Below are 19,162 nucleotides of genomic sequence, written 5' to 3' on the forward strand. Positions count from 1 at the left end.
TGGACAGCCTAATTTGAGGTCAGCGTTATAGCAGCGCCGGCCTCAGGCTCAACCCGAGGACGCAGGCCCAGCAACGGTGCGATGCGCCCGATCAATTCTGCGGCCACAGGAACCGCTGTCCAGCCTGCCGTACGCCGCTTTTCGCCATAGGCAACGATCGAGGGTTCGTCCAGCGTTACGATTAGTACATACTTTGGATCATAGGCCGGAAAGAACGTCGCAAAGGTCGCGATCACCTTGTCATCGTAGTAGCCGCCGCGTGGCTTTGGCTTGTCCGCGGTGCCGGTCTTACCCGCAACATCATAGCCCTTCACGTCGCCAAAACTGGCGGTGCCATCCGTCACCACCCGGCGCAACATGTTCTGTGCCTGTTTCGCGGCGTTGTCGGACATTACCCGAGGACCGTATTGCGGCCCATTTTTGCGCAGGATGGTCGGGCTGACATAATGCCCACCATTGGCAATCGCCGCATACCCCGCCGCCAGATGCATGGGGCTGGTGGACAAGCCATGACCATAAGAGATGGTCACAGTACTCAGTTCGCCCCATTTCTTTGGCTTCAGCGGCTCACCGCCCTTGGCCTCGACAATTTCGAACGGAGTGGGATCAAACATGCCAAGCGCTTCCAGGAAATCCTGCTGCCGTTGCGCGCCGATCTGTAGCGCCAGCCGCCCAGTGCCCCGATTCGAGCTGTGAACGATCACATCGGCCACGCTGATCTTGCCATAATTCTTGCCGTTGAACTCACCAATCGGGAAGCGGCCAATCTTCATCGGCCCCGAAGTATCAATAATGGTGTTCGAGTTCACCAAACCCAGTTGAACCGCCTGCGCAGCGGTGAAAATCTTGAACACAGACCCCAACTCATAAACGCCCTGAACATAACGATTAAACAGCGGACTGTCCGAGGGGTCGAACCCCGAGGTCGGCGGGCGCGGACGGTCATTGGGGTCGAAAGACGGCAGTGAAGCCGCCGAGATCACTTCGCCCGTGTGAGCATTCATTAGAACCGCCGACGCCCCCTTGGCGTTCATGATCTTCATGCCGCCAAACAGCACCTGTTCAACGGCGGCCTGAACCGTCAGGTCCAGGGAAAGTTGCAACGGCTTGGTTCCATTCGCAGGGTCGCGCAGATAGTCGTCGAATTGCTTTTCAACACCGGCCACGCCGATGACTTCGGCTGCACTGACGCCTTCGCGGCCAAAGCTCGAGCCACCCAGGATATGGGCCGCCAGACGTCCATTCGGATACAACCGCATCTCGCGCGGGCCGAACAGAATGCCCGGATCACCGATATCGTGCACGGCCTGTTTCTGTTCGGGTGAGATACGCTTTTTGATCCACAGGAACTTGCGATTGCCGGTGAAGTCCTTGACCAGGCGTTCTTTTTCCAGATCCGGAAAGATCGCAACCAGCTGATCCGCGGCGGCAACCGGGTCGATCATCAAAGGCGGCTGCGCATAGACCGAATATGTGTCCAGATTGGTCGCAAGAATACGCCCTTCCCGGTCAACGATGTTGGCGCGCTGCATCGCAATGGCCGCACCGGGGGCCGAGGCTACGGGCTCTTGCGCTTCGGACGTGGCCAACATGCCCATCCGGAAACCCACCACCGAAAACGCGCAGAAAAAGAACAGACCCAGCACCAGCAAGCGGCCCTCAGCCCGGGTTCGGGCGCGGTCTTTCATGTCTTCGTGGCGTTTGTGGATGTTTTCGCGCTCAATTGCTTTGGGGTTTTCACCCCTAGCGCGGGCGTCAAGGATTCGGGCCAGAGGGCGCAGCGGTGTTCGGGTCATGGGATCTGCACCTCACCCAGCGCCTGTATATTCGTAATCGCCTGCAGCTCGATTGGGTCGACAATGGGCAGGTCAGGATCTTCGGCAAAAGCAATCTGGTCGGCGCGACCGAATTGCTCGGCGCGCAGGGGCAAAAGGCCCAGCCGTTCAAAGTTCAGATCAGCAAGCTCTCGCAACCGGTCGGGGCGATTCAAGTAAGCCCATTCGGCGTTTAAAACCGCCAGTCGCACTTGTGCCATGCCGATTTCACGCTGCAGCTTCTGCGTTTCCTTCACCACCTGCTGCGTGCGATAGTTTTCCTGATACGCCCACAGCGCCAGTCCGAACACGGACAGAGCAGTCAACACATACAAAATACTCTTCATTTTGCTCTTCCCCCTAATTGCGGCATACCAACGGCGCGGGCATCAATTTCCCCCGACGGCGCATCCGTTCGAATTGCAACGCGCAGCTTGGCTGAACGCGACCGCGGGTTTTCCTGCAATTCCTGTTCATCCGGCCCAACCGCCTTACGAGTCCTGAGCGTGAACTGCGGCTGCTCCTGCTCGATTTCAGGCGCATAACGATTGGCCCGGCCTGTCTTGCCCGCACGGGACTGAAAAAAACGCTTTACCATCCGATCTTCGATGGAATGAAACGTTACAACCGCTAACTGCCCACCCGGCCTCAAAGCACGCTCAGCTGCCATCAGACCCTGATACAACTCTTCATACTCAGCGTTCACGGCGATCCTCAGACCCTGAAAACTGCGCGTTGCGGGATGGGACTGCCCCGGCTTGGGGCGCGGCAAACAGGATTCGATGATCCCAACCAAACGCAGAGTCGTCGTAATCGGCTCTTCCGCGCGCGCTTTGACAATGGCCTTGGCAATGCGGCGGCTGGCACGTTCTTCGCCATAGTGAAACAGGATATCGGCCAGTTCTGCCTCGGTCGCCGTGTTGATCAGATCAGCGGCGCTTTCACCTTCCTGACTCATCCGCATGTCCAGCGGACCGTCTTTCATGAATGAAAAGCCGCGCTCCGCCAAATCCAGCTGCATGGAGGACACGCCCAGATCCAGAACGATACCATCCAGATCCTGCGCATATTCGTCCATGCGCGAGAATACACCAGGCTGCATTACCAGACGGTCGCCATAGTCTCCGGCCCAGTCCGCCGCCATTTCAAAGGCCAGCGGATCACGATCCACGCCGATGACTTTCTCTGCCCCGGCCTCCAGCAGACCCCGCGTGTACCCGCCCGCACCGAACGTTCCATCCAGCCAGACACCGGACACAGGCGCTACCGCGGCCAGCAACGGGCGCAGCAGAACGGGGATATGAGGTTTGTCGGAAGGGGTCTGAGCGCCGGCCATGCCGTTACGCATCCCCGATGCTATCAAGGAACTCCAAAGGATCGAAATCCTCTGGCTGTTCGTCCAACCACTCTTCGGCTGCGGCCAGTTCTACGGACTCGTAAGTCTCCGGCTTCCAGATCTGAAACGTGTCACCTGCCGCGATAAAAAAGGCCTCGCCCTCAAGGCCGATCTTGTTGCGCAGCTTCGCCGGCAGCACCAGACGGCCGGTTTCATCCACCGTGGTCGGGAAGGACTGACCGTGGAACATCCGCTGCAACATCTTCCGCTGCATCGACCCGCGCGGAAGCGCATCGATCTTGGCATCCACTTCGTCAATTGCCTGCATCGTATAGCATTCAAGGAACTTGCGGCGGTGATCACCGTAGACAATTACAAGCTCAGGGGTGTCACCGGGTTGCCAGTTTGGATCAGAGGCCTCAAGCACACGGCGAAACGAGGCCGGGATCGATACCCTGCCCTTCGTATCCACCTTGTGGTGGCTTTCACCTCTAAACCTGCGCGCCAAGACGACTGTCCCTTTCGCTTGCGCCCCACCAACGTTTCCCCCCGGATGAAAAACGGCGGGTTGATCTGCTGCCACTGATCAACCCGCCGCATTGACCCGCTTTGCGGGATGTCCAGCTGCGCGCGCCACCTGGGGGGATGTCTGCTCGCCCGCGCGCCGGATCTCTTGATTGATGAAAGCGAGATGCCTGTATGAAACCTGATTTTATTGGTTCGGGGTCGTTTGGCGCCCCATGTGCCTCGTCCTCATCGGATAAACAAGGGATGACATGGGAAATCATGGAAATCAACAGAAAAGTTTCTGATTTTATATCCAAACACGCGGATTAGGTGATTGTACCTCAAATGAAATCCACACTCAGCATACCACTTATAGACCAATCCATGAACTATGCTACTAAATAGGCCAAGAAATGGATGACAATCAGCGTTTCCCATAATTTCCCAGAAAAATTCCAAGAAAGCGAAGATTCACTATGTGTGTGGCAAAAATGGACTACTTGGGCACCGAATCACCGCCTCTGTAAACGTAGTTTCCGCACAATCTTCCTCGATCCCGGCAAATGCCCATGATTTCCCATAACCCGGCAACGGCATGTTGGCCAATATGTGCATCGCCTGCACTGAACCCGAGACGTAAAAGAATTAGAGAACTTCGCTCAAAAAACGTGCAACCCTAAAAAAGCAGAATTTCAGGTTGAAACCTTCCCCAAGGGAAGCAACAACGGAAAGCCTTATTTTATTGACCTTTCCCATCTTGCGTCGACAACCAATTGATATCTATGCACTTGCTGCATAGCAGCATTGACGTCGCCAGGTATTGTGCAATCGCAGCATTTGCCTATTTTCAATCTCAAGCAAGCGCCGAGCAACACCGGCAACAACGAATATATCGAGTTAAGCAAATGGCTGTAGCAGCACACAACACCACGCTCAAAGGCGCACCGGCAACCGGCCTGGCTTCGCTGTTCGAAGCGGCAAAAACACGGTTCACGCAATATCGCGTCTATCGCCAGACAGTTAATGAACTGTCTGATCTGTCGAACCGGGAACTGGCTGATCTGGGGCTTCACCGCTCAATGATCCGTCGTATGGCCCAGCAAGCGGCCGAAGAATACGTCGCACGTTAAGCGACACAGAAACACCGAGATCAGGTCCTTCCTCCTCCCTTTTGGACCTGTATTTCAGCGGCGACATCTCTCCTCCTCCCTGATGTCGCCGCCCTTTATACCGGCCCTGAACGCCGGAACCTGACACACCGGGTATTCCTCCTCCCTTTCCCGGTGTTGAAAGCGCGCGGCGACGTCTCTCCTCCTCCCTGACGTCGCCGCGTCTTCCTCATACCGGGATCAAACCCGGGTTCGGATACATCGGGGCTCTCCTCCTCCCTGCCCTGATGTTGAAAAGAACGGCGGTTCCCTCTCCTCCTCCCTGGGAACCGCCGTTTTTGTTTTTTGCGCCTGTATGTAGAATGGAAGCTCGAACGAGTTGTGAGGAGTTTCCAATGGCCGCCTATTTCATCGCGCAGATTTCCATTCACGACCCCGAGGGATATCAGGCGTACCTAGAGGGCTTCATGCCGATCTTTGACCGCCACGGCGGTCGTTTACTGACAGTTTCATCCAAACCCGTCGACGTGATCGAAGGCATTTGGGCCGAAAATGGAATCGTCCTGTTGGAGTTTCCCTCTCTTGAGGCAGCAAAGGCTTGGAAGGACGATCCGGATTATATCAAACTGGCCGAAATCCGGCAGCGGACTGCGACGACGAATATGGTTCTGGTCGAAGGACTTTAGAACGGCACGTCGTCCTTGGCCGACAGAAACCGTGAAACCACCTTTTTCGTGCCCGCCTTGTCGAAATCGACCTCGACCTTATCGCCTTCGATGCCAATCACCGCGCCGTAACCGAATTTCTGATGAAACACACGCTCACCCAAGGTGAAACTGGCAACGGCAGTCGCATCGATCACCGTATTTCGGCTTTCGCGGGGTTGCGACGTTCCGTACTGACCCTGCCGTGCCTGCATACGTCTCCACCCCGGCGAGTTGTACACATTGGCCTCAGCCGCACGTGTCTCGATTCCGGCGGTTGGCTGACCACCCCCATATAGACCCGGAGGCGTCAGAACTTCGACATGATCTTCGGGCAACTCGTCAATGAAACGTGACGGCATCGCATTCTGCCACTGGCCAAATACCCGTCGATTGGCCGCAAAGGAAATCGTACAGACCTCTTCCGCGCGCGTGATGCCCACATAGGCCAGCCGCCGCTCTTCCTCGAGGCCCTTGATCCCGGATTCGTCCATAGACCGCTGCGACGGGAACAACCCGTCCTCCCAACCGGGCAAAAAGACAGCCGGAAACTCCAGCCCTTTGGCGGCATGCAGGGTCATGATCGAAACTTTGGCTCCGTCACCCTCCTGTTCATTGTCCATCACGAGGCTGACATGTTCCAGGAACCCTTGCAGATTCTCGAAGATATCCAGCTGGTTGACCAGTTCCTTGAGGTTTTCCAGCCTCCCCGGCGCCTCAGGCGTTTTCTCATTCTGCCAGTGCGCGGTATAGCCGGACTCGTCCAGGACAATCTGTGCCAGTTCGATATGGGACACTTCGGGTTCGCCAAACCGCATCGGAGCTGTTTCGTCATCTACGACCGAGTCGTCATCGACCACAATCCGCGGCCCGCGGGTCATCGCATTCCACCGCGCCAGCCCGTCGATCAACTCGCGCAGTGCCTTACCGCCCTTGCCCTTGATCAACCCATTTTCGACCGCAATCCGTGCGCCATCGACCAGCGACACGCCATTTTCCCGTGCTGTCATCTGAATCGTCTGCTGCGCTTTGTCACCGAGCCCACGCTTGGGCGTGTTCACGATCCGCTCGAACGCAAGATCGTCGCCAGGGCTAACAACCAGCCGGAAATAGGCCATCGCATCGCGAATCTCCATCCGCTCATAGAACCGCGGGCCACCGATGACCTTGTAGGGCAGCCCAATCGTCAGAAAACGGTCCTCGAACGCGCGCATCTGATGGCTGGCACGCACGAGAATCGCAATTTCATCCAGATTGAAGGGCCGCACCCCGCGCGTGCCGCCTTGCATCGCGTCAATCTCTTCACCGATCCAGCGGGCCTCTTCCTCGCCATCCCAGTGACCGATCAGACGAACTTTCTCGCCGTCCTGCGCATCAGTCCACAATTCCTTGCCCAAACGGCTCTCATTGCCGCGGATAACATTGGATGCAGCAGCCAGAATATGTGGGGTCGAGCGATAGTTCTGCTCCAACCGCACGACATAAGCCCCTGGGAAATCCTTTTCGAACCGCAGGATGTTGCCCACTTCGGCCCCACGCCAGCCATAAATTGACTGATCGTCGTCCCCCACGCAACAAATGTTCTTGTGCGCTCCGGCCAGCAGCCGCAACCACAGATACTGGGCGACGTTGGTATCCTGATATTCATCCACAAGGATGTAGCGGAACCAGCGTTGGTATTGCTCCAACACATCCTGATGGGTCTGGAAGATCGTGACCATGTGCAACAGCAGGTCGCCGAAATCCACCGCGTTCAGCTCGCGCAGACGTATTTGGTACTGCGCGTAGATCTCGATACCCTTGTGGTTATAGGCACCGGAATCGGCAGCAGGCACCTTGTCGGGCGTAAGCGCCCGGTTCTTCCAGTCATCAATGATTCCGGCCAACATGCGCGCAGGCCAGCGTTTGTCATCAATATTAGCCGCCTGAATCAGTTGCTTGAGCAGGCGCAACTGATCGTCCGTGTCCAGAATGGTGAAGTTCGATTTCAGATCGACCAGTTCCGCGTGCCGCCGCAATAGTTTCACACAGATCGAATGGAATGTTCCCAGCCATGGCATCCCTTCAGCGGGTTGCCCCAACAAGCGACCCACGCGGTTCTTCATCTCGCGCGCAGCCTTGTTGGTGAAAGTCACTGACAAAATCTCATTTGGACGCGCACGACCGGAGCTGAGCAGGTGCGCAATACGGGCTGTCAAAGCTTTGGTTTTGCCCGTGCCCGCACCGGCCAGCATCAGGACAGGGCCGTCCAACCGCTCGACCGCGTCGCGCTGCGCCGGGTTCAGCTCATCCAAATAGGGCATAGGACGCGCAGCCATTGCGCGCGCGGACAGGGATGCGCCCTCAAAGGCGTCCATTTCATCGAAACTGCTCATCTTTCCAAACTACGCCGGATGTCGGCTGAGGGAAAGAGTTTGTTCACGCCTTGTTCACACTGCCTTTGACGAACCTTTGCCAACAATTCTAGTCAAGATAATGCGCTCGAACAGGGTCCGTTAATCATCTGTAAAACCCCCACCGCGATGATCAGATCATTGCTGTGGGAGCACGACGTTATGAAGCAAGAAACTCGGGGGGCCGCAAATCATCGGCTGAAATGGATCGGCATCAGCATGTTGCTGATTTCTCTGGCTATTGGAAGTGGCTGGGGCATTTACAAATTGCCTGCGCCGCTGGTCGATAGGATGCTGAAGGTCGACATTTTGAAACAGGCCGAGCTATGGAAGCGCCGTGTCGTCCTGCATCTGGAAAACCCTGAAAGCGCGCTGGAAACAGGCGTGATTGATGCACATGACGCCGAGTTTTTGGCCGCGATGCCCGAAGCATCTGATGTCTACCGCTTCAAACTATTCGACCCGAATGGTCGTGTCACGTGGTCGACTCGGCCGACCGAAATCGGCAGTGCTGAAGACCGCGACTTCTTTCGCAGCGATGTTGCCAGAGGCATGATTCACTATATTCAGGAAGTGGTTCCACTGTCCGAGATTGACGGGCTTGATCTGCACACCGAAAACATTCTGAACGCCACGCAACACCACGTTGCCGAAGTATTCATGCCCGTCATGAAGAATGGCCGCTTTATCGGAGCAATCGAGTTTTTTACGGATATCTCTGACTTGCGAACCACTTTTGTCTCAAGGCTGAGAGTTTCCCTGACGGTTCTCAGCGCGATCGCTTTGCTTGCCCTCATGGCCGTGTCTTTTGCAAGCTACAGGACCAACCGCATACAATTGCAGGCCTTGCATAAACAATCCGCCAAAGAGCGTGACCTGATGGATGAACAGCTACGTCTGGCGCGCGAAGTCCGCTTACTGGGCGAGTTGAACGAATGGCTGCAATCCAGCCGTTCCCTTGACGAGCTATTCGATATGGTCTCGCGCTTCATGACCCATATCCTGCCCGAGGCTGAGGGCAGCGTGTATGTCTATTCGAACTCGCGCGATGTGCTGGATGGCTGTGCCAGTTGGAACGGCGGAACACACAAGGCGCATATCCATCCCGAAGGGTGTTGGGGACTTCGCCGTGGCCGAACATATGAATACGGCGCATCCGAAATCGACTTTGTCTGTGAACACGCTGAACCTCACGACGGACGGCCTTATTTCTGCTTTCCGATTCTGGCGCACGGGGAAACGGTTGGCCTTTTGCATCTCCGAGCCTTAGAAGGCACTGACGAGGCGTTCCACACCAGCAAAAAGCTGGCGCAGCTATGCGCCGAACAAATCAGCATGGCGATTGCCAATGTTAGGATGCGCGATCAGTTGCACGACCAGTCCGTGCGGGACCCCCTGACCGGGCTGTTCAACCGGCGGCACATGATTGAAACTCTGCGCAAATCCATCAATCGCAGTCAGCAAACAGGCGCGCCGCTTAGCCTGATTGCCGTGGATGTTGATCATTTCAAAAAGTTTAACGACACCCATGGGCATGATGCTGGCGACATGGTGCTGCGTGCGGTTGGCGCTGCCTTGGAACAGGGTTGCGACCGAGATGAGATTGCCTGCCGCATTGGTGGAGAAGAGTTTATGCTGATCCTTCCGGACAACACGCCGGACGACGCAATCACCCGCGCCGAGCAATTGCGGCAAGCGGTCGAGGCCGTGTCGGTTCGCTATGGCGAGAAATCCCTGCCCCGCATCACGATCTCGGTCGGGGTTTCGCATTATCCCGCGCACGGCACTATGCCGCAGGATCTGATGCGTGCCGCAGATGATGCCCTGTACGCGGCCAAAGACAAGGGCCGCAATCAGGTTCAAGTTGCAGGCAGCGAGGCCGACGCACAGAGAATTTCCCCGGTTAAAACGCCGGTAAAAGCCATCGGTGGGTCATCAACGGCTTAAAATTCTTGCCGAATCGCGCCCTAGGCCCGATCAATCCCCATGGACCTTCACAGTCGCTTTCCCGGCATTGCCGATCTGAAACACCGCGCCCAGCGCAGAATACCACATTTTGTCTGGGAGTATCTGGACAGTGGGACCGGAGTTGAGGCCACGCTACACCGCAATCGCGATGGGTTGGACCGCGTCGGTTTCCTGCCGTCGATCCTGCATGGACCGCTGGAGTTTGACACATCGACCGAGTTTTTGGGCAAAAAATACCCACTGCCCTTCGGCGTTGCCCCAATTGGCATGGCGGGGCTGATCTGGCCCGATGCCGAGGGTCACTTGGCCCGCGCTGCCGCAAACGCCGGGTTGCCCTTTACCCTGTCCAATGTCGCGAGCCAAAGCCCAGAGGATGTCGCGCCCCATCTGGGTGACAACGCCTGGTTTCAGCTATATCCGCCAAAAGACCCTGACATTCGCAAGGACCTTTTGGATCGGGTCAGGAATGCTGGCTTTACGACACTGGTGATGACTGCCGATGTCCCGGTCGCATCCCGACGCGAACGGCAAACGCGCTCGGGGCTGACCAACCCGCCGAGATTGACGCCACGCTTGCTGGCACAAATCGCTATGCGGCCGGAGTGGGCGCTTGGAATGGCGCGCAGCGGTCCTCCGCGAATGCGGACGCTGGACAAATATACGGACAATTCCAGCAACCTGCCGCCGACAGCCCATGTCGGGTACCTGCTGCGCACGTCTCCGGATTTGGAGTACGTTCACTGGCTGCGCGATGCCTGGGACGGGCCGCTAATCGTTAAAGGCGTGCAGCGCCCTGAAGATACCGAGCCTTTGCAACAGGCCGGTGTCGACGCGATCTGGATATCGAATCACGGTGGACGCCAGTTCGATGGCGCCCCCGCCAGTATCGACGCTCTGCCCGCCATTCGCGCGGCCACGGACTTGCCCCTGATCTTCGACAGCGGGATCGAAGGTGGCTTAGACATTTTGCGCGCCAAGGCGCTTGGGGCCGATTTCGTGATGCTGGGTCGCGGATTCATGTACGGACTTGCCGCCCTGGGCGCCAAAGGCCCTGCACATGTCATCGACATTTTGCGACAGGATATGCACGCAAATATGGGTCAAATCGGGGCCGAGTCGCTGAAGCACCTTCCCCCCACCACACCGCTTGTTCATGCCGCGATGCAGCGTTATTAAGAAGATAGCGCTAACAGAGGGCGTTTGCGAGCGTTAACATGCCGGTTCTACCCAGAACGACTGATATACGTGCGCGTATTGTCCGCCTATCAACACGGCCAAACAAGTAGGACCGGGACCAGACATGACTGATTTCAACAAGATCCTGATCGCCAATCGCGGCGAGATTGCCATCCGCGTGATGCGCGCAGCTAATGAGATGGGCAAACGCACCGTTGCCGTCTTTGCCGAAGAGGACAAGCTGGGCCTGCACCGTTTCAAGGCGGACGAGGCATATCGCATTGGCGAAGGAATGGGGCCTGTTGCTGCCTATCTGAGCATCGACGAAATCATCCGGGTCGCCAAGGAATGCGGGGCGGATGCGATCCATCCCGGCTATGGCCTGTTGTCCGAGAACCCGGACTTCGTGGATGCCTGCGTACAAAACGGTATCACCTTCATTGGCCCGAAAGCCGAAACCATGCGCGCCCTGGGCGACAAGGCCAGCGCACGCCGGGTGGCCATCGCCGCAGATGTACCTGTCATCCCGGCGACAGAGGTTCTGGGCGATGACATGGATGCGATCCGCGCCGAGGCGAAGGAAATTGGGTATCCGCTAATGCTCAAAGCGTCCTGGGGCGGCGGTGGGCGCGGAATGCGCCCGATCCACTCGGAGGATGAACTGGAAGAGAAGGTTCTGGAAGGTCGACGCGAAGCCGAGGCCGCATTCGGCAATGGCGAGGGTTATCTGGAAAAGATGATCATCCGCGCGCGTCACGTCGAGGTGCAGATCTTGGGCGACAAGCACGGTGAGATCTATCACCTTTATGAACGCGACTGCTCAGTCCAGCGCCGGAACCAAAAAGTTGTCGAACGCGCGCCTGCCCCTTACTTGAGCGAAGAACAACGCGCCGAGATCTGTGAACTGGGCCGCAAAATCTGCGCGCATGTGAATTATGAATGCGCAGGCACGGTTGAATTCCTGATGGACATGGAAACCGGCAAGTTCTACTTCATCGAGGTGAACCCACGTGTGCAGGTCGAACACACTGTTACTGAAGAAGTCACCGGTATCGACATCGTTCAGGCGCAGATCCTGATCGCCGAAGGCAAAACTCTGGCCGAGGCGACTGGTGCCGCAAGCCAGGCTGACGTGCATCTGACCGGCCACGCCCTGCAGACCCGGATCACTACTGAAGACCCGCAAAACAACTTTATCCCCGACTATGGCCGTATCACTGCATATCGCTCGGCCACCGGTATGGGCATCCGACTGGACGGCGGCACGGCGTACGCCGGTGGTGTCATTACGCGATACTACGACTCGCTCTTGACCAAGGTGACCGCCAAGGCGCCCACACCCGAGGCGGCGATTGCCCGGATGGATCGGGCGCTGCGCGAGTTCCGTATTCGCGGCGTCAGCACCAATATCGACTTTGTCATCAACCTGCTGAAGCACCCGACCTTCCTGTCGAACGAATACACCACCAAATTCATCGACACGACGCCCGACCTGTTCGCCTTCAAACGTCGCCGCGACCGCGGCACCAAGGTTCTGACCTATATCGCCGACATCACGGTGAACGGGCACCCCGAGACCAAGGACCGCCCGGAACCGCGTGCCGACCTGAAAGAAGCCAAGGCCCCCGCACCCAAAGCCGAGCCGCAGATGGGCACACGCAATCTGTTGGAACAGAAAGGCCCGCAGGCGGTCGCCGACTGGATGAAAGCACAACGTCAGCTGCTGATTACCGACACCACCATGCGGGACGGGCACCAGTCGTTGCTGGCCACCCGCATGCGGTCGATCGACATGATCAAGGTGGCCCCGACCTATGCCGCCAACCTGCCGCAACTGTTCTCGGTCGAATGCTGGGGAGGCGCGACCTTTGATGTGGCCTATCGCTTCCTGCAGGAATGCCCGTGGCAACGTCTGCGTGACTTACGCGAAGCAATGCCGAACCTGATGACCCAGATGCTGCTGCGCGGTGCAAACGGGGTTGGCTACACCAATTACCCCGACAACGTGGTGCAGGAATTCGTGCGTCAGGCTTCGCAGAATATCGACGTGTTCCGTGTCTTCGACTCGCTGAACTGGGTCGAGAATATGCGCGTGGCGATGGATGCGGTCGTCGAGAATGGCAAGATCTGCGAAGGCACTGTTTGCTATACCGGCGATATTCTGGACCCGGATCGCGCCAAGTATGACCTGAAATACTATGTCGGCATGGCGAAAGAACTGCGCGACGCAGGCGCTCATGTTCTGGGCCTGAAGGATATGGCAGGTCTGCTGAAACCGGCATCGGCGCGCATCCTGATACGTGCGCTTAAGGAAGAGGTCGGGCTGCCGATTCACTTCCACACGCACGACACAGCCGGCATCGCCAGCGCCACCATTCTGGCCGCGTCCGAGGCGGGTGTAGATGCGGTCGATTGCGCGATGGACAGCTTCTCGGGCAACACCTCACAAGCAACGCTGGGCACCGTGGTCGAAGCTCTGCGCCATACCGAGCGTGACACCGGGTTGGACATCAAGGCCATCCGTGAGATCAGCGATTACTTCGAAGCGGTCCGCGGGCAATATGCGGCCTTCGAATCCAGCCTGCAGGCTCCGGCCTCCGAGGTCTATCTGCACGAGATGCCCGGCGGCCAGTTCACCAATCTCAAGGCGCAAGCGCGCAGCCTTGGGCTGGAGGAACGCTGGCACGAGGTTGCTCAGATGTATGCCGACGTGAACCAGATGTTCGGGGACATAGTGAAGGTGACGCCGTCGTCCAAGGTAGTTGGCGACATGGCGCTGATGATGGTCAGCCAGAACATGACCCGTGAACAGGTCGAAGATCCGTCTATGGATGTGGCCTTCCCCGACTCGGTGGTCGACATGATGCGTGGCAATTTGGGTCAACCTCCGGGCGGGTTCCCCGACACCATCGTCAAGAAAGTGCTCAAGGATGAGGTACCCAACACCAACCGCCCCGGCAAGGACGTGCCCGCGGTCGATCTGGAGGCGACACGGGCGGACCTGTCCAAACAGCTTGAGGGCAAAGAGGTCGATGATGAGGATCTGAACGGCTATCTGATGTATCCCAAGGTGTTCCTCGATTACATGGGCCGTCACAGAACTTATGGCCCGGTTCGCACGCTGCCAACCCGCACCTTCTTCTACGGCATGGAACCGGGCGAAGAGATTACGGCCGAGATCGACCCTGGCAAGACGCTGGAAATTCGCTGTCAGGCTATCGGAGAAACCGATGAAAAGGGCGAGGTCAAAGTATTCTTTGAACTCAACGGCCAGCCGAGGGTCATCCGAGTTCCGAACCGCCTGGTGACCTCAACCACGCAATCTCGCCCCAAGGCAGAGGCAGGTAACCCCAACCACATCGGCGCGCCGATGCCGGGTGTTGTTGCCACGGTTGCTGTGGTGGCCGGACAAGAGGTCAAGGAAGGCGATATGCTGCTGACTATCGAAGCGATGAAGATGGAAACCGGCATCCACGCCGAGCGCGATGCGACCGTCAAAGCCGTCCACATCCAGCCCGGCGGCCAGATTGACGCAAAGGACCTACTGGTCGAACTGGAATAAACGACCTAACCTTCTAAGATTACAAGGGCCGCTCGGGCAACCGGGCGGCCTTTTTTGAGGCTCGAAGGAGATGCAGACCATGTTGTCCATTACACCAATTTACGCCGCACTCTTGGGGCTTTTGTATGTCGCACTCAGCGTACGGGTCATCCTGCAGCGTCGCAGTGATAAGATTTCCTACGGGGACGGTGGCAATACCGACATGCTCAAGGCGATGCGGACACATTCCAACTTTGCCGAATACGCGCCGTTTGCCCTTTTGCTGATTGCGATGGTCGAGCTTCAAGGCGCAAGTGGCTGGTTGGTCAACTTGTTGGGCCTTGGTATTTTGGCCGGGCGGGTGCTGCACGCATATGGTTTCGGCCGCAAACCCCAGATCGTGATTCTGCGTCAGATCGGGATGCTCCTGACCTTTGCAGTGATTGTTATTGCAGCCATCGCCAGCCTTTTGATGGCATTTTGAACGGGACGGCGGGGATCAACCCGCCAAGATCAGCGTCTCGATTCGGGGTGCTTCCATAAAGAATGGCTCAACGTCGCCCATACGATCCTCACCTTTGCCTTCGATCGTGGCGCCCAGCAAAATCATGGCAGCCAAGGCCACAATCTTCAGGTCCTTAAAATAAGTCATTTTTGTCACCTCCACCGTTCTTATTTTTGGATGCTCTGGTTCTTGAACGGTTAAGAGGCGCGTTTCCGTCGCAAAGAATTTTCCTCTTTTTTGTTTTTTCCGCTTGAAGCCCTGCGTGGGAATTAATACACCCCTCCTCACTCAACGGCGCGGGCGTAGCTCAGGGGTAGAGCATAACCTTGCCAAGGTTAGGGTCGGGCGTTCGAATCGCCTCGCCCGCTCCATTGAGAGGTCTTCGGACCACATATTGTATCTGATGCGGGCGTAGCTCAGGGGTAGAGCATAACCTTGCCAAGGTTAGGGTCGGGCGTTCGAATCGCCTCGCCCGCTCCAGATACAAACTTCTTCAAACTTACTGGTTCTTTCGGTGTCGTTGCGGCATCCTCGTGGTTGCACACAATCAAGACGGAGACGCCCCTATGCCAGAATACGTAATTCGCGCATTGACAGCGGAAGAGGTTCAGACGGCCGTCGATTGGGCCGGCCAAGAGGGCTGGAATCCGGGCCTGCACGATGCCGTCTGTTTCCGCAGTTCGGATCCCGAAGGCTTCAAGGGTGGATTTCTGGATGGGCAGATGATCGCGTCTGCGTCTGCCGTGAATTATGACGATAACTACTCGTTTTTAGGCTTTTATATCGTGCGGCCCGAGTATCGCGGATCGGGGTATGGGCTTCAGGTGGCTGAAGCGGTCAAGGCGCATTGCCACGACCGGAACATGGGTATGGACGGTGTAGTCGAGCAGCAGGATAACTATCGTAAGTTCGGTTTCGAGCTGGCCTATGACAACTATCGTTTTTCCGGCACAGCCGGTGGCATCCTGAACCAGTTGGGCCGGTCCCTACACGATAAGATCGCCCCTCTCAGCGCCCTTGCGGATGACCTGAGATCGTATGATCGGGACCTGTTCCCCGCGCCACGCGATACATTCCTTCAGGCTTGGCTGGATGCACCACACCACGTCTCTCGCGTGTTTGAGGAAGACGGTCAGATCAAGGGCTATGCAACGCTGCGCCGGTGCCTCAGCGGATACAAAGTTGGCCCATTGTTCGCGGACTCCCGCGAGATCGCAGAGGTCCTTTTGGTGTCGCTATTGACGACGCTTCCCGCCGATCAGATGGGGGCCGAGGTGTTTATCGATATGCCCAACCCCAACGCGCAAGCTATGGCATTGGCGCAACAGTTGGGTTTGACCAAAGTGTTCGAAACCGGCCGCATGTATTCCAGCCACGTACCAGACATTGATCTGGATCGGATATACGGCATTACGACATTCGAATTGGGGTGACCTCATTCCACACCCGACATTTAAAAAAGGAAGTTTCACAATGCCCGACGACACCCAAAAGCGATTGCTGCTTGAGATGTTTGAAAACTTGCCGGGCGTAGCTTTCATGCTTTTGTTTCGGGCCACGGATGACCTGCGTCTGGCAGGGTGGGTCGGAACGGTTCTGGCCACCTTGGTTTGCGTCACCTATGTACGAAAGAAGCTGCGCCCTCAGCCCATTTTGCTTGGTATCAACGTCTTCATGGTGACAATCACGCCGCTCATCGAATGCCTGATCTTGCTTGGCTACCGGGACACGGCGACCGTGCTGACCGGGAATATTGCAACACTCGTTTTGATGAGTGTGTTTGTGACGGGTGTCATTTTGACCGTGTTCAGACCGAACGGATTTCTGAACTATCAGACCAGCGGAACCAAACAGAAATACGCGCATTCTGCCGTTTTGTTGCTTGTTTGCGCACTTGGTATCGTCTGGTCGCGATTGGCCGGGGACAACTACCTTGTTTCACTTGGTGTTCCATTGATGGTGCTGTTTGGTATGCACCAATTGCTCCGGGCGGGAACAACTGATCAGCAGGCGCGCAGCGGCGTGATTCTGGCGGCCGCTTCACCTCAAGGTTCCGCGCCCGAGGCTTCGATCTGACTCAGAACGCCTTGAAGGTCATAGTGGTCAGCGAACGCTCGATATTCGGGATCACCAGCAGGTTTTCGTTGATGAAATGGCCGACATCGTCGGTTTCGGGGATATAGAGCTTGAGCAGCAGGTCATATTCGCCGCTGGTCGAGTAAAGCTCGGAGTGAATTTCGCGCAGCGCGATCTCTTCGGCGACCTTATAAGTGGTACCGGGCTTGCAGCGGATCTGGATGAAAACGCAGGTGGACATGATTTGGACCTGTTGTTGGAGTTTCCGGCAGGCTGGCACGGGCTGGTGCCGGGCGCAATCCCCTGCAACAGTTTGTGCCAATTGGCACGCTTCAGTCTGGATAAGCTGGGCAAACCCCGTCTATAAGCGCGTCTGTAGCAAAAGGAATTCGCCCATGCGCAGCGCAAAGATCAGCCGTCAAACCGCCGAGACCGAGATCTCGGTCGAGATCAATCTGGACGGCACCGGCACCTATGACAATCAGACCGGTGTTGGTTTTTTCGATCACATGCTGGATCAGCTTGCGCGCCATTCTCTGATCGACATGACGATCCGCGCCAAGGGCGATTACCACATCGACGATCACCACACTGTTGAGGACACCGGCATCGCCCTGGGTCAGGCGTTGACGCAAGCCTTGAGCGATAAGAAGGGCATTCGTCGCTATGGCGAGTGCCACCTGCCGATGGATGATGCGCAGGTGCGGTGCGCGCTGGATCTGTCGGGCCGTCCGTTCCTGATCTGGAACGTGGACCTTCCGACTCCCAAGATCGGCACCTTTGATACCGAACTCGTGCGCGAGTTCTTTCAGGCACTCAGCACCCATGGTGGCATCACGTTGCACATCGACCAGTTGCACGGCTTCAACAGCCACCACATTGCCGAGGCCGCCTTCAAGGCCGTCGCGCGCGCATTGCGTTTCGCCGTTGAGACAGACCCGCGCAAGGCAGATGCGATTCCGTCGACCAAGGGCGCGCTGTAAATGCTGACGGCCATTATCGACTACGAAAGCGGCAACCTGCATTCGGCTGAAAAGGCGTTTCAGCGTATGGCGCGAGAGCTGAACGCAGGCGAGGTTGTCGTGACTTCGGACGCGGACGTCGTTGCACGTGCCGACCGGCTGGTGCTGCCGGGTGACGGAGCATTCCCCGCATGCGCAGCCGAGTTGCGCGGCCACAAAGGCATCTACGACGCGATGGTCGAAGCTGTCGAGCAGAAAGGCCGCCCCTTTCTGGGCATCTGCGTTGGCATGCAATTGATGGCGTCCAAAGGCCATGAATATGCTGAGACTGAAGGCCTGGACTGGGTTGCAGGTGACGTTGTGCGGATCGAACCGTCAGACAACTCGCTGAAAGTGCCCCATATGGGCTGGAACGATCTGGTTCTGGAAAGCGAGCACCCGGTCTTTGCCGGGGTGCAGTCAGGCGATCACGCCTATTTCGTGCACTCCTACCATTTCCGGGTCAGCGATCCGGCGCAACGTCTGGCTTATGTGGAGTATGGGCAAGAGGTCACGGCCATAATCGGCCGCGACACAATGGTTGGAATGCAGTTCCACCCCGAGAAAAGCCAGGATGTGGGCCTGCGCATGATCGGAAACTTCCTGACATGGAAGCCCTGAGCAATTACTGAACCCGCGTCCAGTCCTGCCCGCGGCATACCAGACCACCCGCAACACAACCCTTGACGGTCAGCTTGTTCTGGCTGTCCAGCGTCATCTTCGAGCTGTAGGTCTTGTCCCTGTCCGGCGCCCAGATTTTGCCGCCGCTATAGTTGCCGCCGCCATCGGGAACCATGTCCCAGATGATCTGCTTGCCTAGATTCTCGTATTCCAGGTTCTGATTGCCGTCGGCGCTGAATGCACTGTCGATGGTACCGCAAATCGCGCTGCCGCATTCAGCGATCGAAACGTGAAGATAGCCGCCGGTATCCCCCGGCTCTGTCTTCCAAAGGCCATCGACCGGATCGGCGGCAAAGGCAGCGCTGGCCAGCGCCGCGAAACCGGCTGCAAGTGTAAATGTCTTCATGATTT

18 protein-coding genes and 2 tRNA genes are annotated in these 19,162 nt (G+C 57.2%); 12 read left to right on the forward strand and 8 right to left on the reverse strand.

Going from position 1 to position 19,162, the window contains the following annotated elements; translation table 11 throughout:
- Nucleotides 1-8: 8 nt before the first annotated feature.
- From GOW16_RS01025 to mraZ, 4 genes are read right to left on the reverse strand one after another with little or no spacing between them, the layout of a single operon-like run.
- Nucleotides 9-1,796 carry a peptidoglycan D,D-transpeptidase FtsI family protein gene (locus GOW16_RS01025; RefSeq protein WP_170409396.1) on the reverse strand — a complete coding sequence of 596 codons (1,788 nt, stop codon included), beginning with the start codon at nucleotides 1,794-1,796 and terminating at the stop codon, nucleotides 9-11.
- Nucleotides 1,793-2,161, reverse strand: coding sequence for a cell division protein FtsL (gene ftsL / locus GOW16_RS01030; protein ID WP_170409398.1), 369 nt, complete (start codon nucleotides 2,159-2,161; stop codon nucleotides 1,793-1,795). The genes GOW16_RS01025 and ftsL overlap by 4 nt, the downstream gene beginning before the upstream one ends.
- Nucleotides 2,158-3,150, reverse strand: coding sequence for a 16S rRNA (cytosine(1402)-N(4))-methyltransferase RsmH (rsmH, locus tag GOW16_RS01035; protein ID WP_170409400.1), 993 nt, complete (start codon nucleotides 3,148-3,150; stop codon nucleotides 2,158-2,160). Before rsmH ends, ftsL begins: the two co-directional genes overlap by 4 nt.
- 4 nt (nucleotides 3,151-3,154) lie before the next feature.
- Nucleotides 3,155-3,658 carry a division/cell wall cluster transcriptional repressor MraZ gene (mraZ, locus tag GOW16_RS01040; RefSeq protein WP_170409402.1) on the reverse strand — a complete coding sequence of 168 codons (504 nt, stop codon included), beginning with the start codon at nucleotides 3,656-3,658 and terminating at the stop codon, nucleotides 3,155-3,157.
- 904 nt (nucleotides 3,659-4,562) lie between these two features.
- Here mraZ and GOW16_RS01045 point away from each other — a divergent pair.
- Nucleotides 4,563-4,787, forward strand: a complete 225-nt coding sequence (locus GOW16_RS01045; protein ID WP_170409404.1) for a DUF1127 domain-containing protein — start codon at nucleotides 4,563-4,565, stop codon at nucleotides 4,785-4,787.
- Between the two features lie 374 nt (nucleotides 4,788-5,161).
- Nucleotides 5,162-5,452 carry a DUF1330 domain-containing protein gene (locus GOW16_RS01050; protein WP_170409406.1) on the forward strand — a complete coding sequence of 97 codons (291 nt, stop codon included), beginning with the start codon at nucleotides 5,162-5,164 and terminating at the stop codon, nucleotides 5,450-5,452.
- On the opposite strand, the gene GOW16_RS01055 is transcribed toward GOW16_RS01050, so the two are convergent.
- Nucleotides 5,449-7,845 carry an ATP-dependent helicase gene (locus GOW16_RS01055; RefSeq protein ID WP_170409408.1) on the reverse strand — a complete coding sequence of 799 codons (2,397 nt, stop codon included), beginning with the start codon at nucleotides 7,843-7,845 and terminating at the stop codon, nucleotides 5,449-5,451. The two genes, GOW16_RS01050 and GOW16_RS01055, sit on opposite strands and share 4 nt — an antisense overlap.
- A gap of 180 nt (nucleotides 7,846-8,025) precedes the next feature.
- Between GOW16_RS01055 and GOW16_RS01060 the strand changes: the two genes are divergently transcribed.
- The 4 genes from GOW16_RS01060 to GOW16_RS01075 all read left to right on the forward strand — a co-directional run bounded on the left by GOW16_RS01060 (nucleotide 8,026) and on the right by GOW16_RS01075 (nucleotide 15,032).
- On the forward strand, nucleotides 8,026-9,810 hold the full coding sequence (locus tag GOW16_RS01060) for a sensor domain-containing diguanylate cyclase (RefSeq protein ID WP_170409410.1): 1,785 nt from the start codon (nucleotides 8,026-8,028) through the stop codon (nucleotides 9,808-9,810).
- A 39-nt stretch (nucleotides 9,811-9,849) separates the two neighbouring features.
- The gene (locus GOW16_RS01065) at nucleotides 9,850-11,007 is read left to right on the forward strand and encodes an alpha-hydroxy acid oxidase (protein WP_170409412.1); all 1,158 of its coding nucleotides are present in this window, start codon (nucleotides 9,850-9,852) and stop codon (nucleotides 11,005-11,007) included.
- 124 nt (nucleotides 11,008-11,131) lie between these two features.
- Nucleotides 11,132-14,569, forward strand: a complete 3,438-nt coding sequence (locus GOW16_RS01070) for a pyruvate carboxylase (protein WP_170409415.1) — start codon at nucleotides 11,132-11,134, stop codon at nucleotides 14,567-14,569.
- A gap of 79 nt (nucleotides 14,570-14,648) precedes the next feature.
- Nucleotides 14,649-15,032: an MAPEG family protein gene (locus tag GOW16_RS01075; RefSeq protein ID WP_170409417.1), complete on the forward strand. Its 384-nt coding sequence runs from the start codon at nucleotides 14,649-14,651 to the stop codon at nucleotides 15,030-15,032.
- 15 nt (nucleotides 15,033-15,047) lie between these two features.
- Here the strand turns inward: GOW16_RS01075 and GOW16_RS01080 are convergent, their stop codons facing one another.
- The gene (locus GOW16_RS01080) at nucleotides 15,048-15,200 is read right to left on the reverse strand and encodes a hypothetical protein (RefSeq protein ID WP_170409419.1); all 153 of its coding nucleotides are present in this window, start codon (nucleotides 15,198-15,200) and stop codon (nucleotides 15,048-15,050) included.
- Between the two features lie 149 nt (nucleotides 15,201-15,349).
- Here GOW16_RS01080 and GOW16_RS01085 point away from each other — a divergent pair.
- The 4 genes from GOW16_RS01085 to GOW16_RS01100 all read left to right on the forward strand — a co-directional run bounded on the left by GOW16_RS01085 (nucleotide 15,350) and on the right by GOW16_RS01100 (nucleotide 17,129).
- Nucleotides 15,350-15,424: transfer RNA gene (locus GOW16_RS01085), tRNA-Gly, on the forward strand.
- Nucleotides 15,425-15,458: 34 nt separating this feature from the next.
- Nucleotides 15,459-15,533: transfer RNA gene (locus tag GOW16_RS01090), tRNA-Gly, on the forward strand.
- A gap of 86 nt (nucleotides 15,534-15,619) precedes the next feature.
- Nucleotides 15,620-16,486 carry a GNAT family N-acetyltransferase gene (locus GOW16_RS01095; RefSeq protein ID WP_170409421.1) on the forward strand — a complete coding sequence of 289 codons (867 nt, stop codon included), beginning with the start codon at nucleotides 15,620-15,622 and terminating at the stop codon, nucleotides 16,484-16,486.
- Between the two features lie 40 nt (nucleotides 16,487-16,526).
- The gene (locus GOW16_RS01100; protein ID WP_170409422.1) at nucleotides 16,527-17,129 is read left to right on the forward strand and encodes a hypothetical protein; all 603 of its coding nucleotides are present in this window, start codon (nucleotides 16,527-16,529) and stop codon (nucleotides 17,127-17,129) included.
- Between the two features lies 1 nt (nucleotide 17,130).
- On the opposite strand, the gene GOW16_RS01105 is transcribed toward GOW16_RS01100, so the two are convergent.
- Nucleotides 17,131-17,370: an Lrp/AsnC family transcriptional regulator gene (locus GOW16_RS01105; RefSeq protein WP_074735480.1), complete on the reverse strand. Its 240-nt coding sequence runs from the start codon at nucleotides 17,368-17,370 to the stop codon at nucleotides 17,131-17,133.
- 154 nt (nucleotides 17,371-17,524) lie between these two features.
- Between GOW16_RS01105 and hisB the strand changes: the two genes are divergently transcribed.
- Nucleotides 17,525-18,112, forward strand: coding sequence for an imidazoleglycerol-phosphate dehydratase HisB (hisB, locus tag GOW16_RS01110; protein WP_170409424.1), 588 nt, complete (start codon nucleotides 17,525-17,527; stop codon nucleotides 18,110-18,112).
- A complete protein-coding gene (hisH, locus tag GOW16_RS01115) occupies nucleotides 18,113-18,751 on the forward strand; it encodes an imidazole glycerol phosphate synthase subunit HisH (protein ID WP_170409426.1) in 639 nt (212 codons plus the stop codon).
- 4 nt (nucleotides 18,752-18,755) lie between these two features.
- Here hisH and GOW16_RS01120 read toward each other — a convergent pair whose 3' ends face one another.
- Nucleotides 18,756-19,157: a DUF2147 domain-containing protein gene (locus GOW16_RS01120; RefSeq protein ID WP_170409428.1), complete on the reverse strand. Its 402-nt coding sequence runs from the start codon at nucleotides 19,155-19,157 to the stop codon at nucleotides 18,756-18,758.
- Nucleotides 19,158-19,162: the final 5 nt, after the last annotated feature.

The sequence above is a fragment of the Ruegeria atlantica genome, from assembly GCF_013033965.1.
In the GTDB taxonomy this organism is placed as follows: domain Bacteria; phylum Pseudomonadota; class Alphaproteobacteria; order Rhodobacterales; family Rhodobacteraceae; genus Ruegeria; species Ruegeria atlantica_D.

What these genes read in the sequence shown, in the direction of transcription:
- GOW16_RS01025 (WP_170409396.1), bottom strand. Translation starts at nt 1,796, where the DNA reads ATGACCCGAACACCGCTGCGCCCTCTGGCCCGAATCCTTGACGCCCGC.
- ftsL (WP_170409398.1), bottom strand. Translation starts at nt 2,161, where the DNA reads ATGAAGAGTATTTTGTATGTGTTGACTGCTCTGTCCGTGTTCGGACTG.
- rsmH (WP_170409400.1), bottom strand. Translation starts at nt 3,150, where the DNA reads ATGGCCGGCGCTCAGACCCCTTCCGACAAACCTCATATCCCCGTTCTG.
- GOW16_RS01045 (WP_170409404.1), top strand. Translation starts at nt 4,563, where the DNA reads ATGGCTGTAGCAGCACACAACACCACGCTCAAAGGCGCACCGGCAACC.
- GOW16_RS01050 (WP_170409406.1), top strand. Translation starts at nt 5,162, where the DNA reads ATGGCCGCCTATTTCATCGCGCAGATTTCCATTCACGACCCCGAGGGA.
- GOW16_RS01055 (WP_170409408.1), bottom strand. Translation starts at nt 7,845, where the DNA reads ATGAGCAGTTTCGATGAAATGGACGCCTTTGAGGGCGCATCCCTGTCC.
- GOW16_RS01060 (WP_170409410.1), top strand. Translation starts at nt 8,026, where the DNA reads ATGAAGCAAGAAACTCGGGGGGCCGCAAATCATCGGCTGAAATGGATC.
- GOW16_RS01065 (WP_170409412.1), top strand. Translation starts at nt 9,850, where the DNA reads ATGGACCTTCACAGTCGCTTTCCCGGCATTGCCGATCTGAAACACCGC.
- GOW16_RS01070 (WP_170409415.1), top strand. Translation starts at nt 11,132, where the DNA reads ATGACTGATTTCAACAAGATCCTGATCGCCAATCGCGGCGAGATTGCC.
- GOW16_RS01075 (WP_170409417.1), top strand. Translation starts at nt 14,649, where the DNA reads ATGTTGTCCATTACACCAATTTACGCCGCACTCTTGGGGCTTTTGTAT.
- GOW16_RS01080 (WP_170409419.1), bottom strand. Translation starts at nt 15,200, where the DNA reads ATGACTTATTTTAAGGACCTGAAGATTGTGGCCTTGGCTGCCATGATT.
- GOW16_RS01095 (WP_170409421.1), top strand. Translation starts at nt 15,620, where the DNA reads ATGCCAGAATACGTAATTCGCGCATTGACAGCGGAAGAGGTTCAGACG.
- GOW16_RS01100 (WP_170409422.1), top strand. Translation starts at nt 16,527, where the DNA reads ATGCCCGACGACACCCAAAAGCGATTGCTGCTTGAGATGTTTGAAAAC.
- GOW16_RS01105 (WP_074735480.1), bottom strand. Translation starts at nt 17,370, where the DNA reads ATGTCCACCTGCGTTTTCATCCAGATCCGCTGCAAGCCCGGTACCACT.
- hisB (WP_170409424.1), top strand. Translation starts at nt 17,525, where the DNA reads ATGCGCAGCGCAAAGATCAGCCGTCAAACCGCCGAGACCGAGATCTCG.
- hisH (WP_170409426.1), top strand. Translation starts at nt 18,113, where the DNA reads ATGCTGACGGCCATTATCGACTACGAAAGCGGCAACCTGCATTCGGCT.
- GOW16_RS01120 (WP_170409428.1), bottom strand. Translation starts at nt 19,157, where the DNA reads ATGAAGACATTTACACTTGCAGCCGGTTTCGCGGCGCTGGCCAGCGCT.